Origin of the sequence: Alienimonas chondri (assembly GCF_013036045.1) — a bacterium.
Taxonomy (GTDB): domain Bacteria; phylum Planctomycetota; class Planctomycetia; order Planctomycetales; family Planctomycetaceae; genus Alienimonas; species Alienimonas chondri.
Genome location: NZ_WTPX01000087.1, coordinates 1 through 21077, shown reverse-complemented (window position 1 = coordinate 21077; position 21077 = coordinate 1). Strand labels below are relative to the sequence as shown.

General features: G+C 67.9%; 15 protein-coding genes. 12 read left to right on the top strand and 3 right to left on the bottom strand.

The window, feature by feature from the left end:
• Window positions 1-207: 207 nt before the first annotated feature.
• A complete protein-coding gene (locus LzC2_RS13410; RefSeq protein WP_171187786.1) occupies window positions 208-1461 on the bottom strand; it encodes a molybdopterin molybdotransferase MoeA in 1254 nt (417 codons plus the stop codon).
• Window positions 1462-1520: 59 nt separating this feature from the next.
• Between LzC2_RS13410 and LzC2_RS13405 the strand changes: the two genes are divergently transcribed.
• The 11 genes from LzC2_RS13405 (at window position 1521) to LzC2_RS13355 (ending at window position 17043) form a co-directional block, all read left to right on the top strand.
• Window positions 1521-3203 carry an ATP-binding protein gene (locus tag LzC2_RS13405; protein WP_171187784.1) on the top strand — a complete coding sequence of 561 codons (1683 nt, stop codon included), beginning with the start codon at window positions 1521-1523 and terminating at the stop codon, window positions 3201-3203.
• Window positions 3200-3934: a response regulator transcription factor gene (locus LzC2_RS13400; protein ID WP_206678714.1), complete on the top strand. Its 735-nt coding sequence runs from the start codon at window positions 3200-3202 to the stop codon at window positions 3932-3934. Before LzC2_RS13405 ends, LzC2_RS13400 begins: the two co-directional genes overlap by 4 nt.
• 181 nt (window positions 3935-4115) lie before the next feature.
• Window positions 4116-5783: an alginate export family protein gene (locus tag LzC2_RS13395; RefSeq protein WP_171187782.1), complete on the top strand. Its 1668-nt coding sequence runs from the start codon at window positions 4116-4118 to the stop codon at window positions 5781-5783.
• A gap of 326 nt (window positions 5784-6109) precedes the next feature.
• Window positions 6110-7903, top strand: a complete 1794-nt coding sequence (locus LzC2_RS13390) for a DmsC/YnfH family molybdoenzyme membrane anchor subunit (protein ID WP_315854666.1) — start codon at window positions 6110-6112, stop codon at window positions 7901-7903.
• 86 nt (window positions 7904-7989) lie between these two features.
• Window positions 7990-10191, top strand: a complete 2202-nt coding sequence (locus LzC2_RS13385) for a molybdopterin oxidoreductase family protein (protein ID WP_171187789.1) — start codon at window positions 7990-7992, stop codon at window positions 10189-10191.
• Between the two features lie 141 nt (window positions 10192-10332).
• On the top strand, window positions 10333-11628 hold the full coding sequence (locus LzC2_RS13380) for an MFS transporter (RefSeq protein WP_171187788.1): 1296 nt from the start codon (window positions 10333-10335) through the stop codon (window positions 11626-11628).
• A 45-nt stretch (window positions 11629-11673) separates the two neighbouring features.
• Entirely contained in the window at window positions 11674-13515 is a 1842-nt protein-coding gene (locus LzC2_RS13375) for a NirA family protein (protein ID WP_171187780.1), read from the top strand.
• 52 nt (window positions 13516-13567) lie between these two features.
• On the top strand, window positions 13568-15205 hold the full coding sequence (locus LzC2_RS13370; protein WP_171187778.1) for a sulfite reductase subunit alpha: 1638 nt from the start codon (window positions 13568-13570) through the stop codon (window positions 15203-15205).
• 30 nt (window positions 15206-15235) lie between these two features.
• Window positions 15236-15640 carry a carboxymuconolactone decarboxylase family protein gene (locus LzC2_RS13365; protein WP_171187776.1) on the top strand — a complete coding sequence of 135 codons (405 nt, stop codon included), beginning with the start codon at window positions 15236-15238 and terminating at the stop codon, window positions 15638-15640.
• A gap of 2 nt (window positions 15641-15642) precedes the next feature.
• Complete coding sequence (mobA, locus tag LzC2_RS13360; protein WP_171187774.1) at window positions 15643-16251, top strand: molybdenum cofactor guanylyltransferase; 609 nt, start codon at window positions 15643-15645, stop codon at window positions 16249-16251.
• Between the two features lie 69 nt (window positions 16252-16320).
• Entirely contained in the window at window positions 16321-17043 is a 723-nt protein-coding gene (locus LzC2_RS13355) for a DUF4058 family protein (protein ID WP_171187772.1), read from the top strand.
• A 29-nt stretch (window positions 17044-17072) separates the two neighbouring features.
• Here LzC2_RS13355 and LzC2_RS13350 read toward each other — a convergent pair whose 3' ends face one another.
• On the bottom strand, window positions 17073-17930 hold the full coding sequence (locus LzC2_RS13350; protein WP_171187769.1) for a sugar phosphate isomerase/epimerase family protein: 858 nt from the start codon (window positions 17928-17930) through the stop codon (window positions 17073-17075).
• Between the two features lie 190 nt (window positions 17931-18120).
• Here LzC2_RS13350 and LzC2_RS13345 point away from each other — a divergent pair, with 190 nt between their 5' ends.
• Window positions 18121-19704, top strand: a complete 1584-nt coding sequence (locus LzC2_RS13345; protein WP_171187767.1) for a DASS family sodium-coupled anion symporter — start codon at window positions 18121-18123, stop codon at window positions 19702-19704.
• Between the two features lie 114 nt (window positions 19705-19818).
• Here LzC2_RS13345 and LzC2_RS13340 read toward each other — a convergent pair.
• Window positions 19819-21077 (bottom strand): tRNA modification GTPase (locus LzC2_RS13340; protein ID WP_171187765.1); only part of this gene is annotated, 1259 nt, incomplete at its 5' end.

Sequence of the window (21077 nt, the reverse complement as noted above, 5' to 3'; positions counted from 1 at the left end):
CCCTCTCCCCTTTTTGGGGGAGAGGGGCCGGGGGTGAGGGGGCATTCGCCGCCCAATGCCCGTTTCACCACTCCGTTGCTCTCCGATCGCACAGCGCCCGGCGCCCCACGAAAGAGAGTTGGCCAGTGGGTCCCCACCCTCACCCCCGACCCCTCTCCCTGAGGGAGAGGGGAGACGAGCGAACCGTCTGTTACCACGCCCAGTCTGTTACCACGCCCGGAAGGGATAACGGCCGGCCATCGGTTCATGCAGGGGAACCTCGACGAAGCCGTCGGAACGGGCGAGGGCGACGGTGTCGGACGCGCCCCGGCCGGCGAGCGCCTCCGCCGTCGTCGTTCCCCCCTCGGTGCGCAGGAGGACCGGCCAGAACCGCCACAGGGGCAGGGGACGGCCGTCGGTGGGCGTCATATCAACGAGAAGCGTCGGCTCTTCGCCCGCACATCCGGCGACGTGGCGGAGCAGTTCGACGCCGATCCGCCGGGCGACGCACAACGCCGCGACCGGATTGCCGGGCAGACCCAGCGCCAGCCGCCCGCCGCGGTCCGAGGTTCCGAACGCCGCCGCAAAAACCGGTTTGCCGGGGCGAATCGGCAGGCCGTGGAACAACGTCGTTCCCCCGAGCGCACGGACGGCGTCCGGCACGGCGTCGTGATCGCCGACGGAGACCCCGCCGGTCGTCATCACGGCGTCATGGCAATCGAGCAGCCCCGCAAACGCCCGCCCCAGCGCCGCCGGATCGTCGCCGACGTAGATCGGTTCCGAGACGTCCAGATACGGCCGACGGCCCAGCAGGGCGGCGACCGCTGGACCGTTCGCGTCGCGAATCTGCCACGGGGGGAGGCGGGGAATCGCCGGATCGCCGCCCGGTTCGCGCACCTCACTCCCGGTCACCAGGATCGCCACCCGCACCCGGCGGCGGACGGTGAGTCGGTCGATCCCGCAGGCCGCGACCGCGGCGACCAGCGCGGCGGTGACGACGACGCCCGGCTCCGCCAGCGGATCGTCCGCCCGGCCGTTTTCGCCCCGCCGTCGGACGTTCGCCCCGGCTTCCTTCGCAGCGTCCCACCCCGCGAGCGGCGTGATGCGATCGACCCCGCCCGGTCCTTCCTCGAACCGCACGTCCTCCTGACGAATGACGCGGTCGCAGCCCCCCGAGAGCGGGGCGCCGGTGAAGATCCGCACCGCGGTTCCCGCGACGTGCGGCGGCGGGGGAAACCCCGCGGCCGCTTCCCCGATCACCGCGATGCCCTCGCCCCCGGCCGGCAGTTCCGCCGTTTGCACCGCGTAGCCGTCCATCGCCGACAGGTCGCAGGCGGGGCTGTCCCGATCGAGGGCCGGCGCGACGGCCAGCACGCGACCGACGGCGTCCGACAGGGGAACATCCTCCATTCCCGCCGTCGCCAGCGCGGCCTTCGATGCGGCGATCGCGGCGGCGGGGCTGTCGAAGGCGAACGTGGGCATGCGGGGAATCGACCTTTCTGGGCTAACGTATCGCGGAAGGGACCACGGACCGAGCCGACATGATCGAAGACCCCGCCGACCCGTCCGTGCCGGAGAACTGTGCATCTTCCGGGCCGTCTCCGCCGTCGAGTCTGGCGAACGCTTCGACCGTTCAGAACCCCGCACACCCCCAGGGCGACGCGCACCCGGAGGACGCCGATCCGCGGGCGATGTTAAACCGGCGGTTCGTCGCGGCGATGACGGTCGCGGCGGCACTGGTCGTGGCGAACCAGTTCCTCGTTCAACCCGCGTTATTGGCGCTGGCGACGGACGCCCCGGTCATCAACGCGGCGGGACGCCAGCGGATGCTCAGCCAGCGATTGGCGAAGGCGGCGCTGGCCGAGGCCATGTTCAAGGCGGGCGATCAACGGGCGTCCGGCGAGCGGACCGTTCGGCAGGACGACCTGAGTCGGCAGGACGAACTGGAAACGACGCTGGCGCTGTGGACCCGTTCGCACCGCGGACTGCGGGACGGCGATGCAGAGCTGGGCCTGCCGGGGGACAATTCGCCGGCGGTTTCGGCGGCGTTCGAGGAACTCAAACCGTACTTCGACGCCGTCCACGCCGCCGCCGCCGACCTGATCGCCGGCCGTGGCGACCCGGCGGACCGTCGCGGGGCGATTCTCGCCGCCGAACGCGAGTACCTGCCGCGGATGGACCGCATCGTGAATCTCTACGAGGAGGAATCGCGCGCCCGCGTCGCCGCGTTGCGGCAGACCGGGTGGGGGCTGACGGCGCTGGCACTGGTGACGTTAGCCGCGATCGGGCTGTTCGTGCTGCGGCCGGCGGGACGCACGATCGCCGGACAGATCGGCGCGCTGCGCGACGCCCGCGATCGGCTGGAGGACCGTGTCGAAGACCGCACGCGAGAACTCGAACGAGCCAACGAGGCGCTGCATCGCGAGCACCGGGATCGGCTGGAAGCGGAGGAAAAGCAGCGGGAACTGCTCCACGAGTCCGCCCGCGTCGGACGGGCACAATCGGTCGGACAGACGGCGTCCGGGCTGGCCCATGAGTTGAACCAGCCGCTCGGAGCGGTGGCGAATTACGTGGAGGGCTGTTTGTTGCGGTTGGAGAGCGAAGGCGGCGTCGAGTTGGGCGAATTGGCGACGGCATTGGGCAAAGCCCGCGACGCGGCGCTGCGTGCGGGGGCGATCGTGGCCCGCATCCGCCGCCTGGCGGAGCGGGGGACGACGGAGTTCGTTCCGCTCGACCCGGTCGAAGTGCTGGACGAGGTGGCGGAGTTCATGGGCGAGGAGGCCCGCCGCCGCGGCGTGTGCTTGGAAGTTCGCCTCGATGCGACCCTCCCGGCGGACTCCGGCGACGGAACGGCACGGGATTTGTTCCGGGTCTCCGGAGACCGGGTCCAGCTTCAACAGGTCTTGACGAACTTCCTCACCAACGCCTTCGACGCGGTCGACGCCGCTGCGCCCCCCCGCCCGCGGGTTTCCCTGGGGTTGTGCGTGCCGAATGACGGCTCGGTCGAACTCTTTGTGGAGGACAACGGGGACGGCCTGCCGGCCGAGGCGGCGGACCGCGTGTTTGATGCTTTTTACAGCGGGCGTGCCCACGGAACGGGCATCGGGCTGGCGATCGCCCGGTCCATCGCGGAGGCGCACGGCGGCACGTTGGCGGTGCGTTCCGAACCCGGCGCCGGCGCCCGATTCAGCCTCTCGCTGCCCGTCGTCGACGGACCCGGGTGACGTACGACTTGCCCCCCGCCGCTGATTCGACGTCCGCCGCCGCCCTTCCCGCCGCGTCGCCGCGGACGCCGACGGTGCACTTGGTGGATGACGACGACCAGATGCGCGACTCGCTAAAGTGGCTGATCGAAAGCGTGGGGATGCGGGCGGCCTGTTACGGCTCCGGGGCGGAGTTCCTGCAACGGCACCGCGAAGGGTTGGTCGAGCACGAACTGCACGGGGGCGACCGCGGGCCGGGCTGTCTGGTGTCCGACGTGCGCATGCCGCGGATGAGCGGGCTGGATATGTATGAATCGTACAAGGCGGACGGGGGCGAACTGCCGGTGATCTTCATCACCGCGCACGCGGACGTGCCGATGGCGGTGCGAGCGTTGCAGGGCGGGGCGGCGGAGTTCGTGGAGAAGCCGTTCAACCGGCACGCCCTGTTGGAGCGGGTGCAGCGGGCCGTCCGTCGCGACGCCCGCCGCCGCGCGCAGGGGCGCGCGCTGCGGACGCTGGACCGTCGATTCGCCGCCCTCACCGATCGAGAGCGGGACGTCCTGGACGGCTTAAAACGCGGATTGCCGAACCGGGAGATCGCGGAACGGGCCGGGGTGACCGTGCGGGCGGTGGAGATGCGGCGGAGCGGGCTGATGAAGAAGCTGGACGCCGCGTCGCTGGCCGATCTGCTGCGGCTGGCGTGGTGCGTGGAGACCCGCACGGCGCCGGATGAGGGGCCGGAGACGGCTTGAGTCGTTCGTCCGCGAAGGCGACTGGGCGACTGGTAGGGACTGCGGCGCAACGCCCGCGAATTTCCGCGTGAAAGTCGCTGTTCGGGCATGATTCGTCGCTGCGTGCGGGCGATAGAGCGGAGGAACTATTGCCCCCGCGGTCGAACGGCGCCCCTTCGACCCATGCCGAATGGAGTCGGTTGTGCTGACCTCGCCCCTTGCTCGTCGCCTCGCCCGGGGCGTCGCCCTCACGCTGCTCTGCGGCGGACCCGCGTACGCCCAGTCGCCGCCCCCGGCGCCGGCGCCCGCGTCCGGAACCGCATCCGGAACCGCGTCGGCATCGACCGAAACGGCGGTCCCGCAGAACGCGGCGGCCGGCCCCACGCAGCCGCCGTCCGGCCCGCAGCAGATTCAGCAGGGCGCCCCCGGCGGGGTGCGTTCTTCGCCGGCGGTCACCCCGCCGCCGTCGCCTTACAAGCCGTTGTTCTTTGAGAACGACTTCTCCGGCTACGTCGGGAAGCCGCCCTATATTTTCGGGGAGGACTTCAAGCTCGTCACCCTGTCGGAATGTCCGACCGTCACGTTGACCGCCGGCGGACAGGTCCGGCACCGGATGCACTCCGAAGACAACCGGCTCCGGCCGGACGGCGAGACCGCGACCAGCTATCAACTCCTGCGGAACCGGAACTACGTCGACTTAAAGACCGAGTACGTTCGCGCATACGTCGAGTCGATCAACGCCTACAACGCCGGCAGCGAGATCGACGAACTGATTATCGACGAGAATCGCTGGGATCTGCTCAACGCGTTCGTGGACTTCCACCTCTATGACGTGGCCGGCGGGGCCGGGACGTTTCGGGTCGGGCGGCAGGAGATTCTCTACGGCGATCAGCACCTGCTCTCCCCATTGGACTGGTCGAACACCCGTCGCAATTTCGAGGGGTATAAGTTCATTCACCAGGCGGACGACTGGCGCCTGGATCTGTTCAGCCTCAACCCGGTCAACGGCGCCGCGGGCAGCCGCGGGTTCGACGTGAACAGCTTCGACGAGGACGACGAAGACAAACCGCTGTGGGGCGCCTGGCTGAACCGGAAACTCGCCGGCGGCGCCTCCGCCGACCTCTTTTATATCGGTCAGGATCGCGAAGCCCCCCGGTCGCGAACCGGCGCCCGCATTCCCAGCGTGCGGTCGGCGGACGGGCTGAGGCATCTGGTCGGCGGTCGCCTGTCCGGGACCGTGCCGGTGACGAGCGGTCTCGGCTGCGACGGCGGTTGCGACGGCGGGGGCGGGAAGGTCGTCCGCACCTGGGACTACGATGTGCAGGGCGGCTATCAATTCGGCGACGACGACGGCGAGGACGTCTCCGCGGCGTTCTTCAACGCCGCCGGCGGTCACACCTGGAACTCGCTCGCCTGGAAGCCCCGCGTCGGCGCCCTCTTCTATTACGGCTCCGGCGACGACGACCCGAACGACGGGGAAAACAACACGTTTTATACATACTACCCGCTGGCTCACGCCTACTGGGGGATCATCGACAATCTCAACGGGCAGAACCTGCTGGACTATGCGTTGTTCGCCTCGGTGAAGCCGACGGACAAGTTGTCCGTGACCGGCGGCTATCATCTGTTCCGCAAGGACTCCGGCAGCGACTTCCTTTATAACGTCGCCCAGGTCGGACTCGGACCGCGGAACGCCGGCACGGACATCGGCAACGAACTGGACGTCGTGGCGAACTATCAGGCGACGCCGAACCTCGGCTTCCAGCTCGGCTACGCCCACTTCTGGTACGGCGACTTCGCGGAGGACAACTTCGCCCAAGCCAGCGACGACGGGGAGTTCGTCTACTTCCAGACGACCTTCAACTACTGATCGCCTCGGCCCCGCTTGAGGGCCGGCCCGCTGATCAACCGAACGGCCCGTACGCCTCGGCGTACGGGCCGTTTTCATTGCCCTCGGGCGAGGCATGCGGCGCCTGATCAGAGCGCACCACCGCCTCATTGAGGGGACGGTCCAGTCTGGAATTCGTTTCGGAGAGGCGCGACGACCTTCGGATTCCCGAAGAAACGAGTCTCGCGACGAACGTTTGCATCGGGAATGTGCAGCCCGGCCTGCCGATCTGGCGGTTCGTCAAGCGATCGGCACGCGGCGTGCAACTTGGGGCTGTCGGCGACCGGATGGTCCGGCCGCTTCTATTCGTGCCCCGCCCCGGCCGTCCCGCCTGTATGTCGGCGTCCGTTCAATACGCTTTGCCGATTCTCGGCGGACCGTCCGCCCAAGGCGGGCCCCCCGATGAATTGAGTGCAGCGCCCGCGGAGCAGGGGATCGACTTAATCGCGGCTCTGCTGGCGCAACAGGCGGACCTCACGGCGGTTGAACGGTTCTCTCAGCAACACGCTGAAGCCGACCGCCCCGGGCAGAGTCGATATTATCAGTCTCTCTTGCCGGCGACCGCTCCCGGGCCGGGGCAGCAATACGGGTTCGAGGTGGATCTCGACCGCTGCTCCGGCTGCAAAGCCTGCGTGACGGCTTGCCATAGCCTGAACGGCCTCGACGACGGCGAAGCGTGGCGGGAAGTCGGCTTATTGCATGGCGGCGGCCAAGCCGCGGGCGGGTCGTCCGGCGGCGCCTCGGGCTTGCCCGTGTTGCAGCACGTCACCACGGCTTGCCATCACTGTTTAGAGCCGGCCTGTCTCAACGCCTGCCCGGTCGACGCCTACGAAAAAGACCCCGTCACCGGGATCGTCCGTCACTTGGACGACCAGTGTTTCGGCTGCCAGTACTGCACGCTGGCCTGCCCGTACGACGTGCCCAAATACCACGCCGGCAAGGGGATCGTGCGGAAGTGCGATATGTGCGCCGACCGCCTGGCCGACGGCGAGGCGCCCGCCTGCGTGCAGGCCTGCCCGCATGAAGCGATCGCAATTCGCGTCGTCGATCGAGATTCCGTCATCGAGCACGCGGAAGCGAATGCCTTCCTGCCCGGCGCCCCGAACCCGGACTACACGCTTCCGACCACCGTTTATAAAACGAATCGCGTCCTCCCCCGCAACCTGTTGCCGGCGGACTACTACAACGTCCGCAAGGAGCACGGGCACTGGCCGCTGGCGATCATGCTGGTGCTCACGCAGTTATCCGTGGGGGCGTTTCTGGTCGAACTCATCCTGCGTGGAGCTGCGGGCGGGCGGGCGTTGCCGGACCCGGTGCACGCGTTCTTCTCGCTGGCGTGGGGCCTGCTGGCCTTGCAGGCCAGCACGTTGCACCTCGGCCGGCCGCACCTCGCCTTCCGGGCGGCGATCGGATTCAAGCATTCCTGGCTCTCCCGGGAGATCGTCGCCTTCGGCCTGTTCGCCCCGCTGGCGATGCTGTACGCCGGGCTGACCTGGTGGCGACCGGAGTTTTATGAACGCTCCGAATGGCTGCCGCAAACGCTCGGTTGGGCGGTGGTCGGGGCGGGTCTGCTGGGCGTGTTCTGCAGCACGATGATTTACGTCGTCGTCCGCCGGGAGTTTTGGAACGGCCCCCGCACGACGCTGCGGTTCCTCGGCACCACGGTCGTGCTGGGTCTCGCCGTCACCCTGCTGACCGGCACGCTGTCGGCCAACCTCTTCCCGAATGCCGCCGCCTACGGACACGACCTCACCCGCCCCCTGGCGATCGCGTTGGCGGCGGCGGCGGCGTGCAAGTTGATCTATGAAGTCGCGGTCTTCCAGAATCTTCGCGACCTGCAGTTCACCGCGATGCGACGCACCGCGGTCCTGATGACCACCGTGCTCCGCGGACCGACGCTGACTCGGTTCGTCCTTGGAACATTGGGCGGCGTCGTCATCCCCGCGCTACTGGCCGTGGGCGATCCCGCGGCGAACTCCCCGGCCGCCCTCTACGCCGCCGCCGCCGCGTTTCTGCTCACGTTGGGCGGGGAACTGGCGGAGCGATACCTGTTCTTCTCCGCGGTCGTCCGCCAGAAAATGCCGGGGGGAATGACCGTATGAGTTCTTCATTCGAGCCGCTCAAACCGAGCCGCGTCCTCGCCGACCTCACCCCGGAAGGGGACGGTCTGATCGGCAAAGCGACCGGGATGCTGCGGGCCAAAACCGGCCGGCTGACCCGCGAACTGCTCCGCGAACCGGGCCGATTCGGACTGGGCCAGTTGCCCGTCGTCAATCAACCGGATCGCACGACCACCGCGGTCTGCGGGTATTGCTCGACCGGCTGCGGGCTGAATATTCATCTTCAAGACGGCCCGAACGGCGAACCGGGCGGCGGCGGGGCGGTCAACCTCACGCCGACCACCGAATACCCGGTGAACCTCGGCATGGCCTGCCCGAAGGGGTGGGAGGCGCTGGCCGTGCTCGACGCCCCGGACCGAGCCGTCGCCCCGCTGCTCAAGGACGGCCACGGCAAGCAGAAGCCGGTCAATTGGGATCAAGCACTCGATACGTTTCGTGATCGCTTCCAGGCGATTCAAAAAGAGCACGGGGCGGAGTCCGTCGCGTTTCTCTCCACCGGTCAGATTCCGACCGAGGAGATGGCGTTATTAGGCGCCGTGGCGAAGTTCGGCATGGGCCTCGTGCACGGCGACGGAAATACCCGGCAGTGCATGGCGACGGCGGCGGTCGCTTATAAACAGTCCGTCGGCTTCGACGCTCCGCCGTATACCTATGCGGACTTCGAGGAGAGCGACTGCCTGATCTTCGTCGGCGCCAATCCCTGTCTCGCCCATCCCATCATGTGGGAGCGGGTGATGCGGAATAAACAGAAGCCGGAGATCCTCGTCCTCGATCCGCGGGCGACGGAAACGGCGATGAACGCCACGCTCCATCTGCCGGCGAAGCCGAAAAGCGATCAATCGTTCTTCTACGGACTGGCGAACTACTTTATTCAGAACGGCTGGGTCGACCGGGACTTCGTCGCGAATCACACCGCCGGCTTCGAGGAATACGCCCGGTTCGTCGAGGCGTTCACCTTCGAGCGGGTTTCCAAAGAGACCGGCTTGCCCGCGGAGACGCTCCGCGACGCGGCTCTCCGCATCCGGGCCCGGGAGCGAGTCTCCGCCTGGTGGACGATGGGGGTCAACCAGAGCCATCAGGGCACCCGCACCGCCCAGGCGATTATCAACTTTCAACTGCTGACCGGGAGCTTCGGCAAACCGGGGACCGGGGCGAACTCCATCACCGGCCAGTGCAACGCGATGGGATCGCGGTTGTTCAGCAACACGACCGGATTGCTGGGCGGGCGGGACTTTAAGAAGGCCGCAGATCGCGCCGCCGTCGCCGGGATGTTGAACGTCCCCGAAGAACGCATCCCGGACCGCGACAGCCTCGCCTACCCGGAGATCATCGAAGGGATTCTCAAGGGCAAGATCCGCGGGTTATGGGTGATCGCGACGAACCCGGCGCATTCTTGGATCAATCGTAATCAACTGGACGACGTGCTGAGTCGGCTCGATTTCCTGGTCGTGCAGGACATGTATCACAGCACGGAGACGGCGAAGATCGCCGACCTCGTCCTGCCCGCCGCGGGGTGGGGGGAGAAAGACGGCACAGTCATTAATTCGGAGCGCCGAATCGGTTTGCTCAAGAAGGTCCGCAAGGCGCCGGGGCAGGCGTTGGCGGACTTCTCGATCTTCAAACTGATCGCCGATCGCTGGGGCTGCGGGGAGTTGTTCGAGGAATGGACCGACCCGGAGGCGGCGTTCCACATCTTGAAGCGGCTCTCCGCCGGCATGCCTTGCGATTTCAGCGGGATCCGCGACTACCGCCACTTGGACGAAGCCGGCGGCGTGCAGTGGCCCTATCCCGCCGAGGGCGCCGATCCCGCCGTCGAACGCCGGTTGTTCGCCGACGGCCGCTTTTATCATGCCGACGGTCGGGCGAAATTCTTGTTTGAAGAGCCCCGCCCGTTGCCGGAGGCCGCCGGCGGCAAATATCCGTTCACGTTGCTGACCGGCCGCGGCAGCGCCAGCCAGTGGCATACGCAGACCCGCACCTCCAAGAGCGCGGTGCTTCGCAAGCTCTATCCGGACTCCGTGTACGTCGAAGTGCACGTCCGCGACGCCCGCCGCTTGCAGATCGCCCCGGAACAGACGGTGCGCGTCGAAAGCCAACGCGGCTCGATCCGGGCGAAAGCCTTCGTGACCAACGGCGTGCCGGAGGGCTGTTTATTCCTCCCGATGCACTACCCGGAAACGAATCAACTGACCGACGGGCAATTCGACCCGTACTCCCGTCAGCCCGCTTATAAGGCCTGCGCCGCGAGGCTGCTCGCCGACGCCAATTAGTCGCTCGCCCTTTCGTACTCCCTGAGTCCTTTCCTGAGGCCCTCCCCCGTGTCCGACCCCGCCGGCCCACCGCTCCCCGCCGCTGCCGCTCCGTCCGGCAAGGCGACCCGCATCAATCTGCTGGACTTCAAGAGTCCTCAGATGCGGGCGTTCCATATGAGCTGGTTCGCATTTTTCCTGTGCTTCTTCGCCTGGTTCGGCATCGCCCCGCTGATGAAAGCGGTGCGGGCGGAGATGAGCCTGACGCCCGACCAGATCGGCTGGCTGATTATCGGGTCGGTGTCGGTGACGGTGTTCGCCCGATTGGCGATCGGCTGGCTGTGCGACCGGGTCGGACCGAGGCTGTGTTATACGTGGCTGCTGGTTCTGGGCTCGCTGCCGGTGATGGGCGTGGGGTTCGCGCAGGACTTTGAGACGCTGTTGATCTTCCGGCTGGCGATCGGGGCGATCGGGGCCAGCTTCGTGATCACGCAGTATCACACCAGCGTGATGTTCGCCCCCAACGTGGTGGGCACCGCGAATGCGACGACGGCCGGCTGGGGCAACCTGGGCGGCGGCGTGACGCAGTTCGCGATGCCGTTCGTGATGACGACCGTGTTCGTGGGGGCGTTTGGATTTAGCGACTACTGGGGCTGGCGGGCGTCGATGATCGCCGCGGGCGCCGTCTGTTTTCTGACCGGGATCGCCTATTATTTCCTCACGCAGGACACGCCGGAAGGAAACCTCAAACCGCTGCGGGCCGAGGGAAAGCTGCCCCCCGCGAATTCCACCAACGGCACCTTCCTGGAAGCCTGTCGCGACCCGCGGGTCTGGGTGTTGTTCGTGATCTACGGCGCCTGCTTCGGGGTGGAACTGACGATCAACAACGTCGCCGCGCTGCACTTCGCGGACAACTTCGACATGAACATGGCGACCGCCGGTCTGGCCGCGGCGGCGTTCGGTTTAATGAACCTGTTCGCCCGCAGCCTGGGCGGGTACTTCGGCGACGTGTTCGGCGGCAGAAGCGGCCTGAAAGGGCGCGTGCTGTGGCTGTTCGCGGCTCTCTTCGCCGAGGGGCTGGCGCTGATGCTGTTTTCGCAGACGACCGGCGCGCTGGTCCTGGCGATCCCGGCCCTGATCGTGTTCAGCCTGTTCACCCAGATGAGCGAAGGAGCGACGTTTTCCGTCGTGCCGTTTATTAACAAAAAGTGTCTCGGGTCCGTGGCCGGCATCGTGGGCGCCGGCGGGAACGCCGGCGCCGTCGCCGCCGGATTCCTGTTCAAGACGGAAACGACCTGGTGGCCCACGGCCTTCCTGATCCTCGGCGGGATCGTGACCGGCGTGTCGTTCCTGGCCTTCCTGGTGCGGTTCGCTCCGGAAGCCGAGACGGCCGCCCGCACCGAGTTCGAGCACGCCAGGGGCGAGCGGGTCGGCGATCTCCTGCCGTCCGCCGCCTGATCGAACGAACGAAACGCCCAGCGCCTCACCCAGATGAAATCGAAGATGGCCAAGTCGAACGGGTTCACCGACGAGCAGCAAAACTACCTGCAGGGCTTCGCCCTGGGGGCGGACGTCGCCCGGAAAGTGCAGGGGTTGCCCGTGTTGTCGGATAGCTCCGCGGCCGGCGCCCGCAACGGCAGCGTGGTGCAGATCGGCCCGGCCGGGGCCGCCGTCGAGGCGGTCCCGGACGGTCCGATGGGCGTGCATATTGAAGCGCAGAACCGGTTCCTCGCGGACGGCAAGAAGCTGTCCAAGGAGGAGCAGGCCAAACGCGACAAAAACCCCTTCGAGATGTGGGGACAGATGAAAACCGCCGCCGCCGCCGGCGAATACCCGAAGGGCACAGACGTCTTCCTTTATAAGTTTCAGGGGCTGTTCTACGTCGCCCCGAACCAGGATTCGTTCATGTGCCGCCTGCGGATTCCGGGGGGGGCGTTGAGAAGCGGGCAGTTCCGCGGACTGGCCGATCTTGCGGCGTCCTCCGGCGGCGGATACCTCGACGTGACCACCCGGGGGAACCTTCAGATCCGGGAGATCTCCGCCGATCACGGCCCGCTGGTGCTGGAAACGTTGAACGACCTGGGCGTGATCCCCCGCGGCTCCGGCGGGGACAACGTCCGCAACGTCACCGCCGCGGCGACCAGCGGGTTCGATCCGCAGGAATTCATCGAAACGCTGCCGATCGCCAAGGAGATGCATCACCACATTATTAACCACCGGGAACTCTACGGGCTGCCGCGGAAGTTCAACATCAGCTTCGACGGCGGCGGGCGGATTGCGACGCTGGAAGACACCAACGACATCGGTTTCCAAGCCGTCTCGCTGCCCGAGGAGAACGCGACGGACGACCTGCCGGCGGGCGTATATTATCGCCTCACCCTCGGCGGGATCACCGGCCATAAGGACTTCGCTCGCGGAACCGGCGTGCTGCTGAGGCCAGACGAATGCCTCTCGGTCGCGGACGCGATCCTGCGGGTCTTCATCAAGAACGGCGACCGCACCGACCGCAAAAAAGCGCGACTGAAATACGTGCTGGACGACTGGGGGTTCCCCAAGTTTATCGAGGCGGTCGAAGAGGAACTCGGCCGGCCGCTGCGGCGCGTCGAAGAGGATCTATATCGACTCCCCGAACCGCCCGATCGCTGGGCGCATGTCGGCGTTCATCCCCAGAAACAGGCGGGCAAGAACTGGATCGGCGTCGTGCTGCCGGTCGGCCGGATGACCGCCGATCAGGTACACGCCCTCGCGGAGATCGCGGATCGCTACGGCTCCCGGCAGATTCGCTTGACGGTCTGGCAGAACCTGATCCTGCCGGATATCTCCGACGAAGATTTAGAGGCCGCTAAAGAGGCGATCGTGGCTTGCGGCCTGGACTGGCAGGCCTCGAGCGTTCGCAGCGGGCTGGTCGCCTGCACCGGGAACGCCGGGTGCAAGTTCGCCGCCGCGGACACCAAGGGGCAGGCGATGAAGCTGGCCGCCTATCTGGACGAACGGATCGAGCTGGACGTGCCCATTAACGTGCACTTCACCGGCTGCCCGAACAGCTGCGCCCAGCATTATATCGGCGACATCGGCTTCCGCGGGACGAAGGTCGAACGGGGAGAGGACATGGTCGAAGGCTATGAGCTGGTCGTCGGCGGCGGGTACGCGGACAAACAGGCCGTGGCCCGATCGCTCTTTGGCGAGGTCGCCTTCGACGACATCCCCCCGCTCGTTCACAACTTATTGCAGCATTACGTCAGCGAACGCAACGGCGCCGAGAGCTTCGCCGAGTTCGCCTCCCGTCGCTCCGACGACGACCTCAAAGCAGCCTCGGGATACACGCCGCCCGTGACCGCGGCGTAGCCGTTCGTTTGTCGAGTCCGCTTCCTCCCCTCACCCTGACCCCGCCGGCCCGATGTCGAAGCTTCAACCGACGCCGTTCTCCCTCCTCCCGGATTCCGCTCCCTTCGACGAAGAGCAGCGGGCCTGGCTGAACGGATTCCTCGCCGGTTGGGTCGGCCTGCAAAACGCTGGCGGCGGGGCCTCCGCGGCGTTGAACGGGGCGGCCGGCGCTGCGGTGCAGGGGCTGATCGCCGAGGGACCGGGGCTGGACGCGGAGCCGGAAGCCGAGGAGGAGGATTTCCCCTGGCATGACGACGCCATGCCGCTGGAGGAGCGGATGGAACTGGCGGAGGGCAAGCCGCTGAAGCGCAAGATGATGGCGGCGATGGCGCAGCTCGATTGCGGGAGCTGCGGCTATCTCTGCCAAACCTACGCAGAGGCGATCGCGGACGGGTCGGAGAAGAGCCTCAAGAAGTGCACCCCCGGCGGCAAGGAGACGGCCAAGAAACTGAAGGAACTAATGGCCCGGGCTCCCGCCGACGTCGCGTCCGCCGATGCCGCCGCGGCGCCCCCCGCAGGCGCCGCGTCCGGGCCGCAATGGACTCGCGACAACCCCTTTCCCGCCACCCTGTTGACCGTCCGCAACCTCAACGGCGAAGGGTCCGCGAAGTATACGTCGCACGTCGAGATCGACCTCGCCGGCAGCGATCTGGCCTACGAAGTGGGCGATTCCCTCGGTCTCTATCCCACCAACTGCGGCGACCTGGTGGACGAGATGATAGAAGCGCTGGGGGGCGACCCGGCCGCTGCCGTCGCTCCGCAGGCCGGGGATGCCTGTTCGCTGCGGCAGGCTCTTATCGAACGCGTCTGCCTGACGGAGATCACGGAGGAACTGTTGGAACTCCTCGCCCCCCTCTGCACGGACGCCGCCCAGGCGGCCGTGGTGAAGGCGGCGCTGGAGGACGAAGACACGATCGACGGCTGGGACGTGCTCGATTTATTGCGAGCGACCCCCTCGGCGACGCTGGACGCCGCGGCGTTCGTCACGGCGCTCTCCCCGCTGCAACCGCGGCTCTATTCGATCAGCAGCTCGCCCAAGGCCCATCCCGGACAGGTACACCTCACCGTGGGCCGGGTGGAGTGGGCCGCCGGCGATCGCAAACGGAAGGGCGTGGCCTCCACGATGCTCGCCGACCGTCTGCGTATCGGCGAGAAGGTGCGGGTCTACGTGCAAAAATCGCACGGCTTCACCGTCCCCCCGGACCCGCAGGCGCCGGCGATTATGATCGGGCCGGGCACTGGCATCGCTCCCTTCCGGGCCTTCCTTGAGGAACGAGCCGTCACGAACTCGCCCGGTCGCAACTGGCTGTTCTTCGGCGATCAGCGGGCGGAGACGGACTTCTTATATCGTGAGGAGCTGGACGCCCTGCGAGACCGCGGCGTGCTGCAACGCCTCGACACGGCGTTCAGCCGCGATCAGGAGGCGAAGGTCTACGTGCAGAATAAAATGCTGGAGTCCGCGGACGAGCTGTATCGGTGGCTCAGCGACGGGGCGTACCTGTACGTCTGCGGGGACGCGAAACGGATGGCGGTCGACGTGGACCGGGCGTTGCACGCGATCGTCGCCGACCGGGCCGGCGGGGAGGCCGCGGCGAAGGCCTTCGTGCAGGACTTGAAGAAGACGAAGCGGTACTGTCGCGACGTCTATTGAGTCATGTCCGCCAGCGCCGAAGGCCCGACCATGTCCGATTCATCTCGCACGCCGCCCCCGCCCGGCGATCGCCCTGAGGGAAAAAAGTTGCCCGGCACCTATCGAGCGTTCGCGGCGAAGTTCCCGGAGGTCGTCATCCAGCATGAGCGGATGGCGAACGCGGTGGACGCCGTCGGTCCGCTGGATGCGAAGACGAAATTCCTGATTAAAATCGGGATTTCATTGGGCGCCGGATTGGAGTCGGCGCTCCGCAGCCACGTCCGCCGGGCGATGGCGGCGGGAGCGACCGAGGAGGAGATCGAACAGGCGATTTTATTAGGGATGAACACCCGAGGCTTCCCCGCGACCGTCGCCGCTTGGAGCTGGGCGCAGGTGCAGTTCGCCCGTGAACGCGCCGACCGCGAAGCTCGCGGCGACTCTGACGAGAACGAATGACGATGTCCACGCTCGCACTGCCCGCCGCCGATCTGCCGGCTTATATTCTTGCCGGCGGTCGCAGTCGCCGCTTTGGCTCGGACAAGGCGTCCGTCGACCGGGACGGTACGCCGGCGCTGGTGCATCTGGCGGGCGTGTTTACGAACTTCGGCGCCCCGTCCGTCACGGCGGTGGCGCGGGAGGCCGGGCAGTATGAAGACCTGGGGGTGAGCACGATCGCCGACGCCGTGGCGGACGCCGGCCCTCTCGCCGGCCTCGACGCCGCATTAGCCGACGCCGCCGCCCGCGGGGCGACGTGGGCGGTGGTGATTAGCTGCGACCTGTTCGACCTGCCCGCCCCGTGGATGCGGCGACTGAGGGCTGCGGCGACCCCCGGCGCCTTGGCGGCGGCCTTCCGCCCGGACGGCTGGGAGCCGTTCCCGGGGCTTTATCACGTCGCCCTCCGCCCGGCGCTCCAGCGTCGACTGAACCGCGGCGAGCGTTCCTATCAAGCCTTGCTCTCCGCCCCGGAAACGCACGCCGCCGCCGTCGATCTCCCCCCGGACTGGCCGGAACGCATCTCCTACAATACCCCCGCGGAGTTGCGGGGCGGCATGAGTCGCATGAACTGACGGCTCGCCCCCGACGGTCGCCGGGCGGTTATCATGGCAGCCCCGCCCGCCGCCCGAAACGCCGCTGCGATGCCCGTCCACGACTTCACCCGTCTCCCCGGCGACGCCTTCCGCGGATTTCACAATGCGTGGCTCACGCGGCTGTACGATGCGCTGAACGACGGAGTGATGCCGGAGGGGTATTACGCGATGCTGGAATCAGAGACCGGCGAGGTCGTGCCGGACCTGCTGGCGTTGCACGCGCCGACCTCTACCGGCGGACCGTCGGCGGGGCTGGCGGTGGCGACCGCTCCGCCGCCCGTCGCCGAACGACGCGAGTATCGCGGGGCCGTCCGCACGCGGACGCCGCGGAAGTATCTGGCGGTCCGCCGCAACGAGGGCGGCCGACTGGTTGCGTTGATCGAGATCGTGTCCCGGGCGAATAAGGATCGGCCCGCGAGCGTGGCGCAGTTCGTGGGCAAGGTCGTCTCCGCGGTGGAAGCCGGCGTGCACGTGTTGGTGATCGATCTCTATCCGCCGACTGCATCCGCCCCGGATGGGCTGCCGGCAGAGATCGGGGCGGAATGGAGCGACGTCTATCAACTCGATCCCGCCACGCCGTTGACGCTCGCCTCCTACGTCGCCGACGACCCGCCGGTGGCGTATCTACAACCGTTGGCGGTCGGCGACGACCTGCCGGACATGCCGCTGTTTCTCGATCCCGGTCACTATGTGACCGTCCCGCTGGGCGCGACTTATGCGGAGAACGTCGCCCGCTTCCCGCCTCCGCTACGTCGCACGCTGGAGGGGTGAGGGACGGCCGGGACGCGATACGTCAGCGTCTACCTCCCCAGCACCTCGGCCCGCGCCGCTTTTAACACGTCCAGCGCCTTGGCGACGTCGGCTTTTTGGCGGTCGCGGTCTTCGGGGATCTCGCGTTCGATGGTGAGGGGGCCGCGGTAGCCGATTTCGTGCAGCGTGCGGAGGTAATCCGTCATACCGACCTCGCCCTCGCCCAACGCGACTTCTTCGCCCCACTCCTTGCCGCGGACGTCGGCGGGGGCGCGCTTCGCATCTTTGCAGTGCACGCTTTTGACGAAGTCCGCCACCTTCCGCAGCGCCGGCAGCGGTTCGTCGGTGCCGTACAGCAGCAGGTTCGCGGGGTCGAAGTTCACGCCGAGGTTCTCCCGGTTCACGTCGCTCAGAAAATCGAGCAGGTGCGAGGCGGTCTCCTGGCCGGTCTCCAGGTTGATCGTCTGGCCGTTCTCCGCGGCGTGATCGCAGCAACGGCCGACGACGGCGACGAGGTCCTTGTAGTCCTCGCCCGTGCGATCTTCCGGGACGAAGCCGACGTGCAGGCCGACCGCGGGGCTGCGAAGGTCCTCGGCGAAGTCGGAGATCGCGCACAACTCCGCGGCGCGAGCCTCGCGCAGCTCGCGCGGAACGAGGCCGACGGTGCGGGCGGTCTCCGGGATGCTGGCGTAGCTTTCGCCCTCGAAGCCGGCGAAGACGCAGGTGAGGACGATGTCCGCGTCGTCCAGATCGGCGAGGAACTTGGCGGCGTGGGCCGCGGTCCGGCTCGCCGGGGCGGGGGCGTGCAGCTGCACCGTGGGGATCGACAATTCCTTCGCCACGTCCAACCGCACGCCGAGGCCGGCGTCGAGACTGGTGAACACGCCGAGGGGGAAGACGTCGCGCATCGGGACGGGCAGGGGACTGGGGGGACGAACGGGCACGGGAGTCCGGCCTCACGGAGGACTCCGGACCCGCCCAGCCTACCGCCGGCACGGTCGCGGGGGCATCATCCCCGCTTGATCCGAGTCCCCGGAGCCGACTCCGATCGCCGCGGAGGGCGCGCCGCCTCCCGGCGACGGCGAAGCGAGGAACCTGATGAGCGATCCGCCCCCGCCCCCGAGTTCGCCTGACAACGGGTCGAACGCCGCCCGTCCCGGTTTCTTCGGCCGCTGGGGCGTGTGGCTGGCGCTGCTGACGTTCGCCACGGTCTTGATGACCGACGTGCCGGAGGGCATGACGCCGGGGGCGCATAAAACCCTGGCGATCACGGCTCTGACCGCCGCGCTGTGGTTCACCGGAGCGATCCCGCTGGGGGCGGCGAGCCTCGTCCCGCTGGTCGCCTTCCCGCTGTGCGGCGTGCTGGACGTCGGGTCGGCGTCCGAGGCGTATATTAACAAGCTCGTGTTTTTATATCTCGGCGGGTTCTTATTGGCGTTGGGGTTGGAACGCTGGAACGTCCATGAACGTCTCGCCCTGCATACGTTGCGGCTGACGGGCACGTCGCCGCGGCGGGTCGTCGCCGGATTTATGCTGGCCGCCGCGGGGTTGAGCATGTGGATCTCCAACACCGCCGCGACGATCATGCTGCTGCCGGTCGCGGTGGCGATGCTGGACGCGCTGACGAAAGGAGAGCGGGAGGGCGTGACCGCGGAAGCCGGCGCCGTCGACCGCCGCAAACTCACGGTGGCGTTGCTGCTTGGTTTGGCGTGGGCGGCGAGCATCGGCGGGATCGCCACGCCCATCGGCACGCCCACGAATATCGCCTTCATCGGGGCGTGGCAGGAATCGTTTCCGGAGGCGTCGCTGGACCGGTTTTCTTTCGACCGCTGGATCGTCGCGTTCGCCCCCGTTTCCATCGTGCTGTTGCTGTTGGCGTGGGGGCTGCTGACATGGAACCTGCGGCCGATCGCGGGGATGGCGGCGGTCGGGCGGTCCTTCTTTGCGGAGCGTCTGCAGTCTCTCGGACGACTGACGACGCCGGAGCGGCGGATGCTGGCGGTGTTCGGCCTCGCCGCGGCGTTGTGGGTGATCCCCAAGCCGCTGTTCGCCGCCGTCGAGGCGACGGAGCAGGGAGCGGCGTGGGTCGAGACGAATATCAACGAACGCGGCCTGCGGCCCATCCTGCGACCGGACGACAGCACCGTCGCGATCCTCTGTGCGGTGCTGGCGTTCGCCCTGCCGGCCGGCGACGGACGCGGGTCTCGACTCATCAACTGGGAGACCGCCGAACGCCTGCCGTGGGATATTTTATTGCTGTTCGGCGCGGGGCTGGCGCTGGCGCTCGCCTTCGAGGTGACGGAGCTGTCCCAATGGGTCGGAAAGGAACTCGGCGATGCGGTCCGCGGCCAGCCGGACTGGGTGTTGGTGGGGGCGGTCTGCCTGGTGATGACCTTCCTGACGGAGATCACCAGCAACGTGGCGACCTGCTCGATCGTGCTGCCGGTGCTGGCCGGGGTGGCGGTGGAGATCGGCGTCGAACCGAGCCTGATTATGCTGCCCGCGGCGGCCTCGGCGAGTTGCGCGTTCATGCTGCCCGTCGCGACCCCGCCCAACGCGATCGTGTTCGGCAGCGGGCGACTGACGATGGCGACGATGGCCCGCCGCGGGTTCCTGCTAAACCTCATCGGCGCCGCCGCGATCACCGGCCTGACGCTCGTCTGGATCCGGCGCATGATCTGATCGCGCAGCGATCAGCGAGCCGGGGGGTTTATCCCCCCGGACCGGAAACGTGATTCGCGCCGATTCGCTGCGCTCATCGGCCCGGGAGGATGACCCCCCGGCTCGCCCGCCGTCCTACTTCCCAATGCAGAATCGCCCGAAGATGCGGCCCAATAAGTCGTCATGATAAACGACGCCCAGCATCTCGCCGAGGGCGTCCACCGCGGCCCGCAGTTCCGCGGCGACCAGTTCGTCGCCCAGCTCCGCGACCTCCCTCGCACGGTCCAGCGCCGCGAGGGCTTCGTTCAACGCGGCGCCCCCCCGGGCCGCGGTCGCGCCGATCAGATGCCGACGCGGCGTCGCGGAGCGAACCGCCTCCGCGACGGCGGTTCGCAGTTCCTCCAACCCGTCCCCGGTCGTCGCCGAGACCGCCAGCGTCCCCGGTTCGATCGTCCCCCGCAGGTCCGCTTTGGTGAAGAGGACCAGACCCTCGCCGACGGGGGGAACGGAACCGCCCGGCGGCACGCAATGCAGCACGAGGTCCGCGGCGCCCAACGTCTCCGCCCGCCGGTGCTGGGCGGCCGCGGAGAGGTCGTCGCCAGCCGTTTCCTCGCCGGCGGTATCGACCAATTCGATCGTCAGTCCTCCCAACGAGACGTCCGTGCTGACGTCGTCCCGGGTCGTCCCCGCCGTCGGCGAGACCAACACCGCCGACCGACCGGACAGGGCGTTGAACAGCGAACTCTTCCCCGCGTTCGGCGGCCCCGCCAACACGACCCGCGGCGTCACGCCTGACACCGCCCGCCCGGCCGCGTCTGCAACGAGATCCCGTACCGCCTGCTGTCCGTCCTCAATCCGGCCACGCAGCACGTCTGGAGCGACGAACGAAACGTCCTCCTCCGCGAAGTCCAGCCCCGCTTCAAGGTCCGCCAGCAGGTCCAGCAGGTCGCTCCGCAGCGGTTCCAGCCGATTGGAGACACCCCCGGTGAGCTGATTGAGCGCCGTATGTAATTCGCCCGGATCGGCGGCGTCGATCACCCCCAGCACCGCCTCGGCCTCCGTCAGCCCCACCCGTCCGGCGAGGAACGCTCGCAGGGTGAACTCCCCGGGACCGGCAGGACGAAACCCCGCGGCGTGCAACGCCGCCAGCGTCGCTTCCACCACCGGCGGCGACCCGGGCAAGTGCAGCTCGGCGCTCGGCTGACCGGTGTAGCTGCGTTGGGTCGGCCAAACGAATGCGGTGCATCGCACCGGCACGGGGAACGGTTCGAGCCGCAACGCGCCGACGTGCCGCCCCGCGACGTGGCCGGGGTAGGCCTCTGCGTTCGATGGGCTGAACAGGCCCCGCAACAACCGCGGCGAGCCGGGGCCGCTCATGCGGATCACCGCCCGCC

Excerpts from the sequence above, each read along its gene's own strand:
- LzC2_RS13385 (WP_171187789.1), top strand. The coding sequence starts at position 7,990 with ATGCTGCGGGCCAAAACCGGCCGGCTGACCCGCGAACTGCTCCGCGAA.
- LzC2_RS13345 (WP_171187767.1), top strand. The coding sequence starts at position 18,121 with ATGAGCGATCCGCCCCCGCCCCCGAGTTCGCCTGACAACGGGTCGAAC.
- LzC2_RS13365 (WP_171187776.1), top strand. The coding sequence starts at position 15,236 with ATGTCCGATTCATCTCGCACGCCGCCCCCGCCCGGCGATCGCCCTGAG.
- LzC2_RS13370 (WP_171187778.1), top strand. The coding sequence starts at position 13,568 with ATGTCGAAGCTTCAACCGACGCCGTTCTCCCTCCTCCCGGATTCCGCT.
- LzC2_RS13405 (WP_171187784.1), top strand. The coding sequence starts at position 1,521 with ATGATCGAAGACCCCGCCGACCCGTCCGTGCCGGAGAACTGTGCATCT.
- LzC2_RS13410 (WP_171187786.1), bottom strand. The coding sequence starts at position 1,461 with ATGCCCACGTTCGCCTTCGACAGCCCCGCCGCCGCGATCGCCGCATCG.
- LzC2_RS13350 (WP_171187769.1), bottom strand. The coding sequence starts at position 17,930 with ATGCGCGACGTCTTCCCCCTCGGCGTGTTCACCAGTCTCGACGCCGGC.
- mobA (WP_171187774.1), top strand. The coding sequence starts at position 15,643 with ATGTCCACGCTCGCACTGCCCGCCGCCGATCTGCCGGCTTATATTCTT.
- LzC2_RS13380 (WP_171187788.1), top strand. The coding sequence starts at position 10,333 with ATGCGGGCGTTCCATATGAGCTGGTTCGCATTTTTCCTGTGCTTCTTC.
- LzC2_RS13355 (WP_171187772.1), top strand. The coding sequence starts at position 16,321 with ATGCCCGTCCACGACTTCACCCGTCTCCCCGGCGACGCCTTCCGCGGA.
- LzC2_RS13375 (WP_171187780.1), top strand. The coding sequence starts at position 11,674 with ATGGCCAAGTCGAACGGGTTCACCGACGAGCAGCAAAACTACCTGCAG.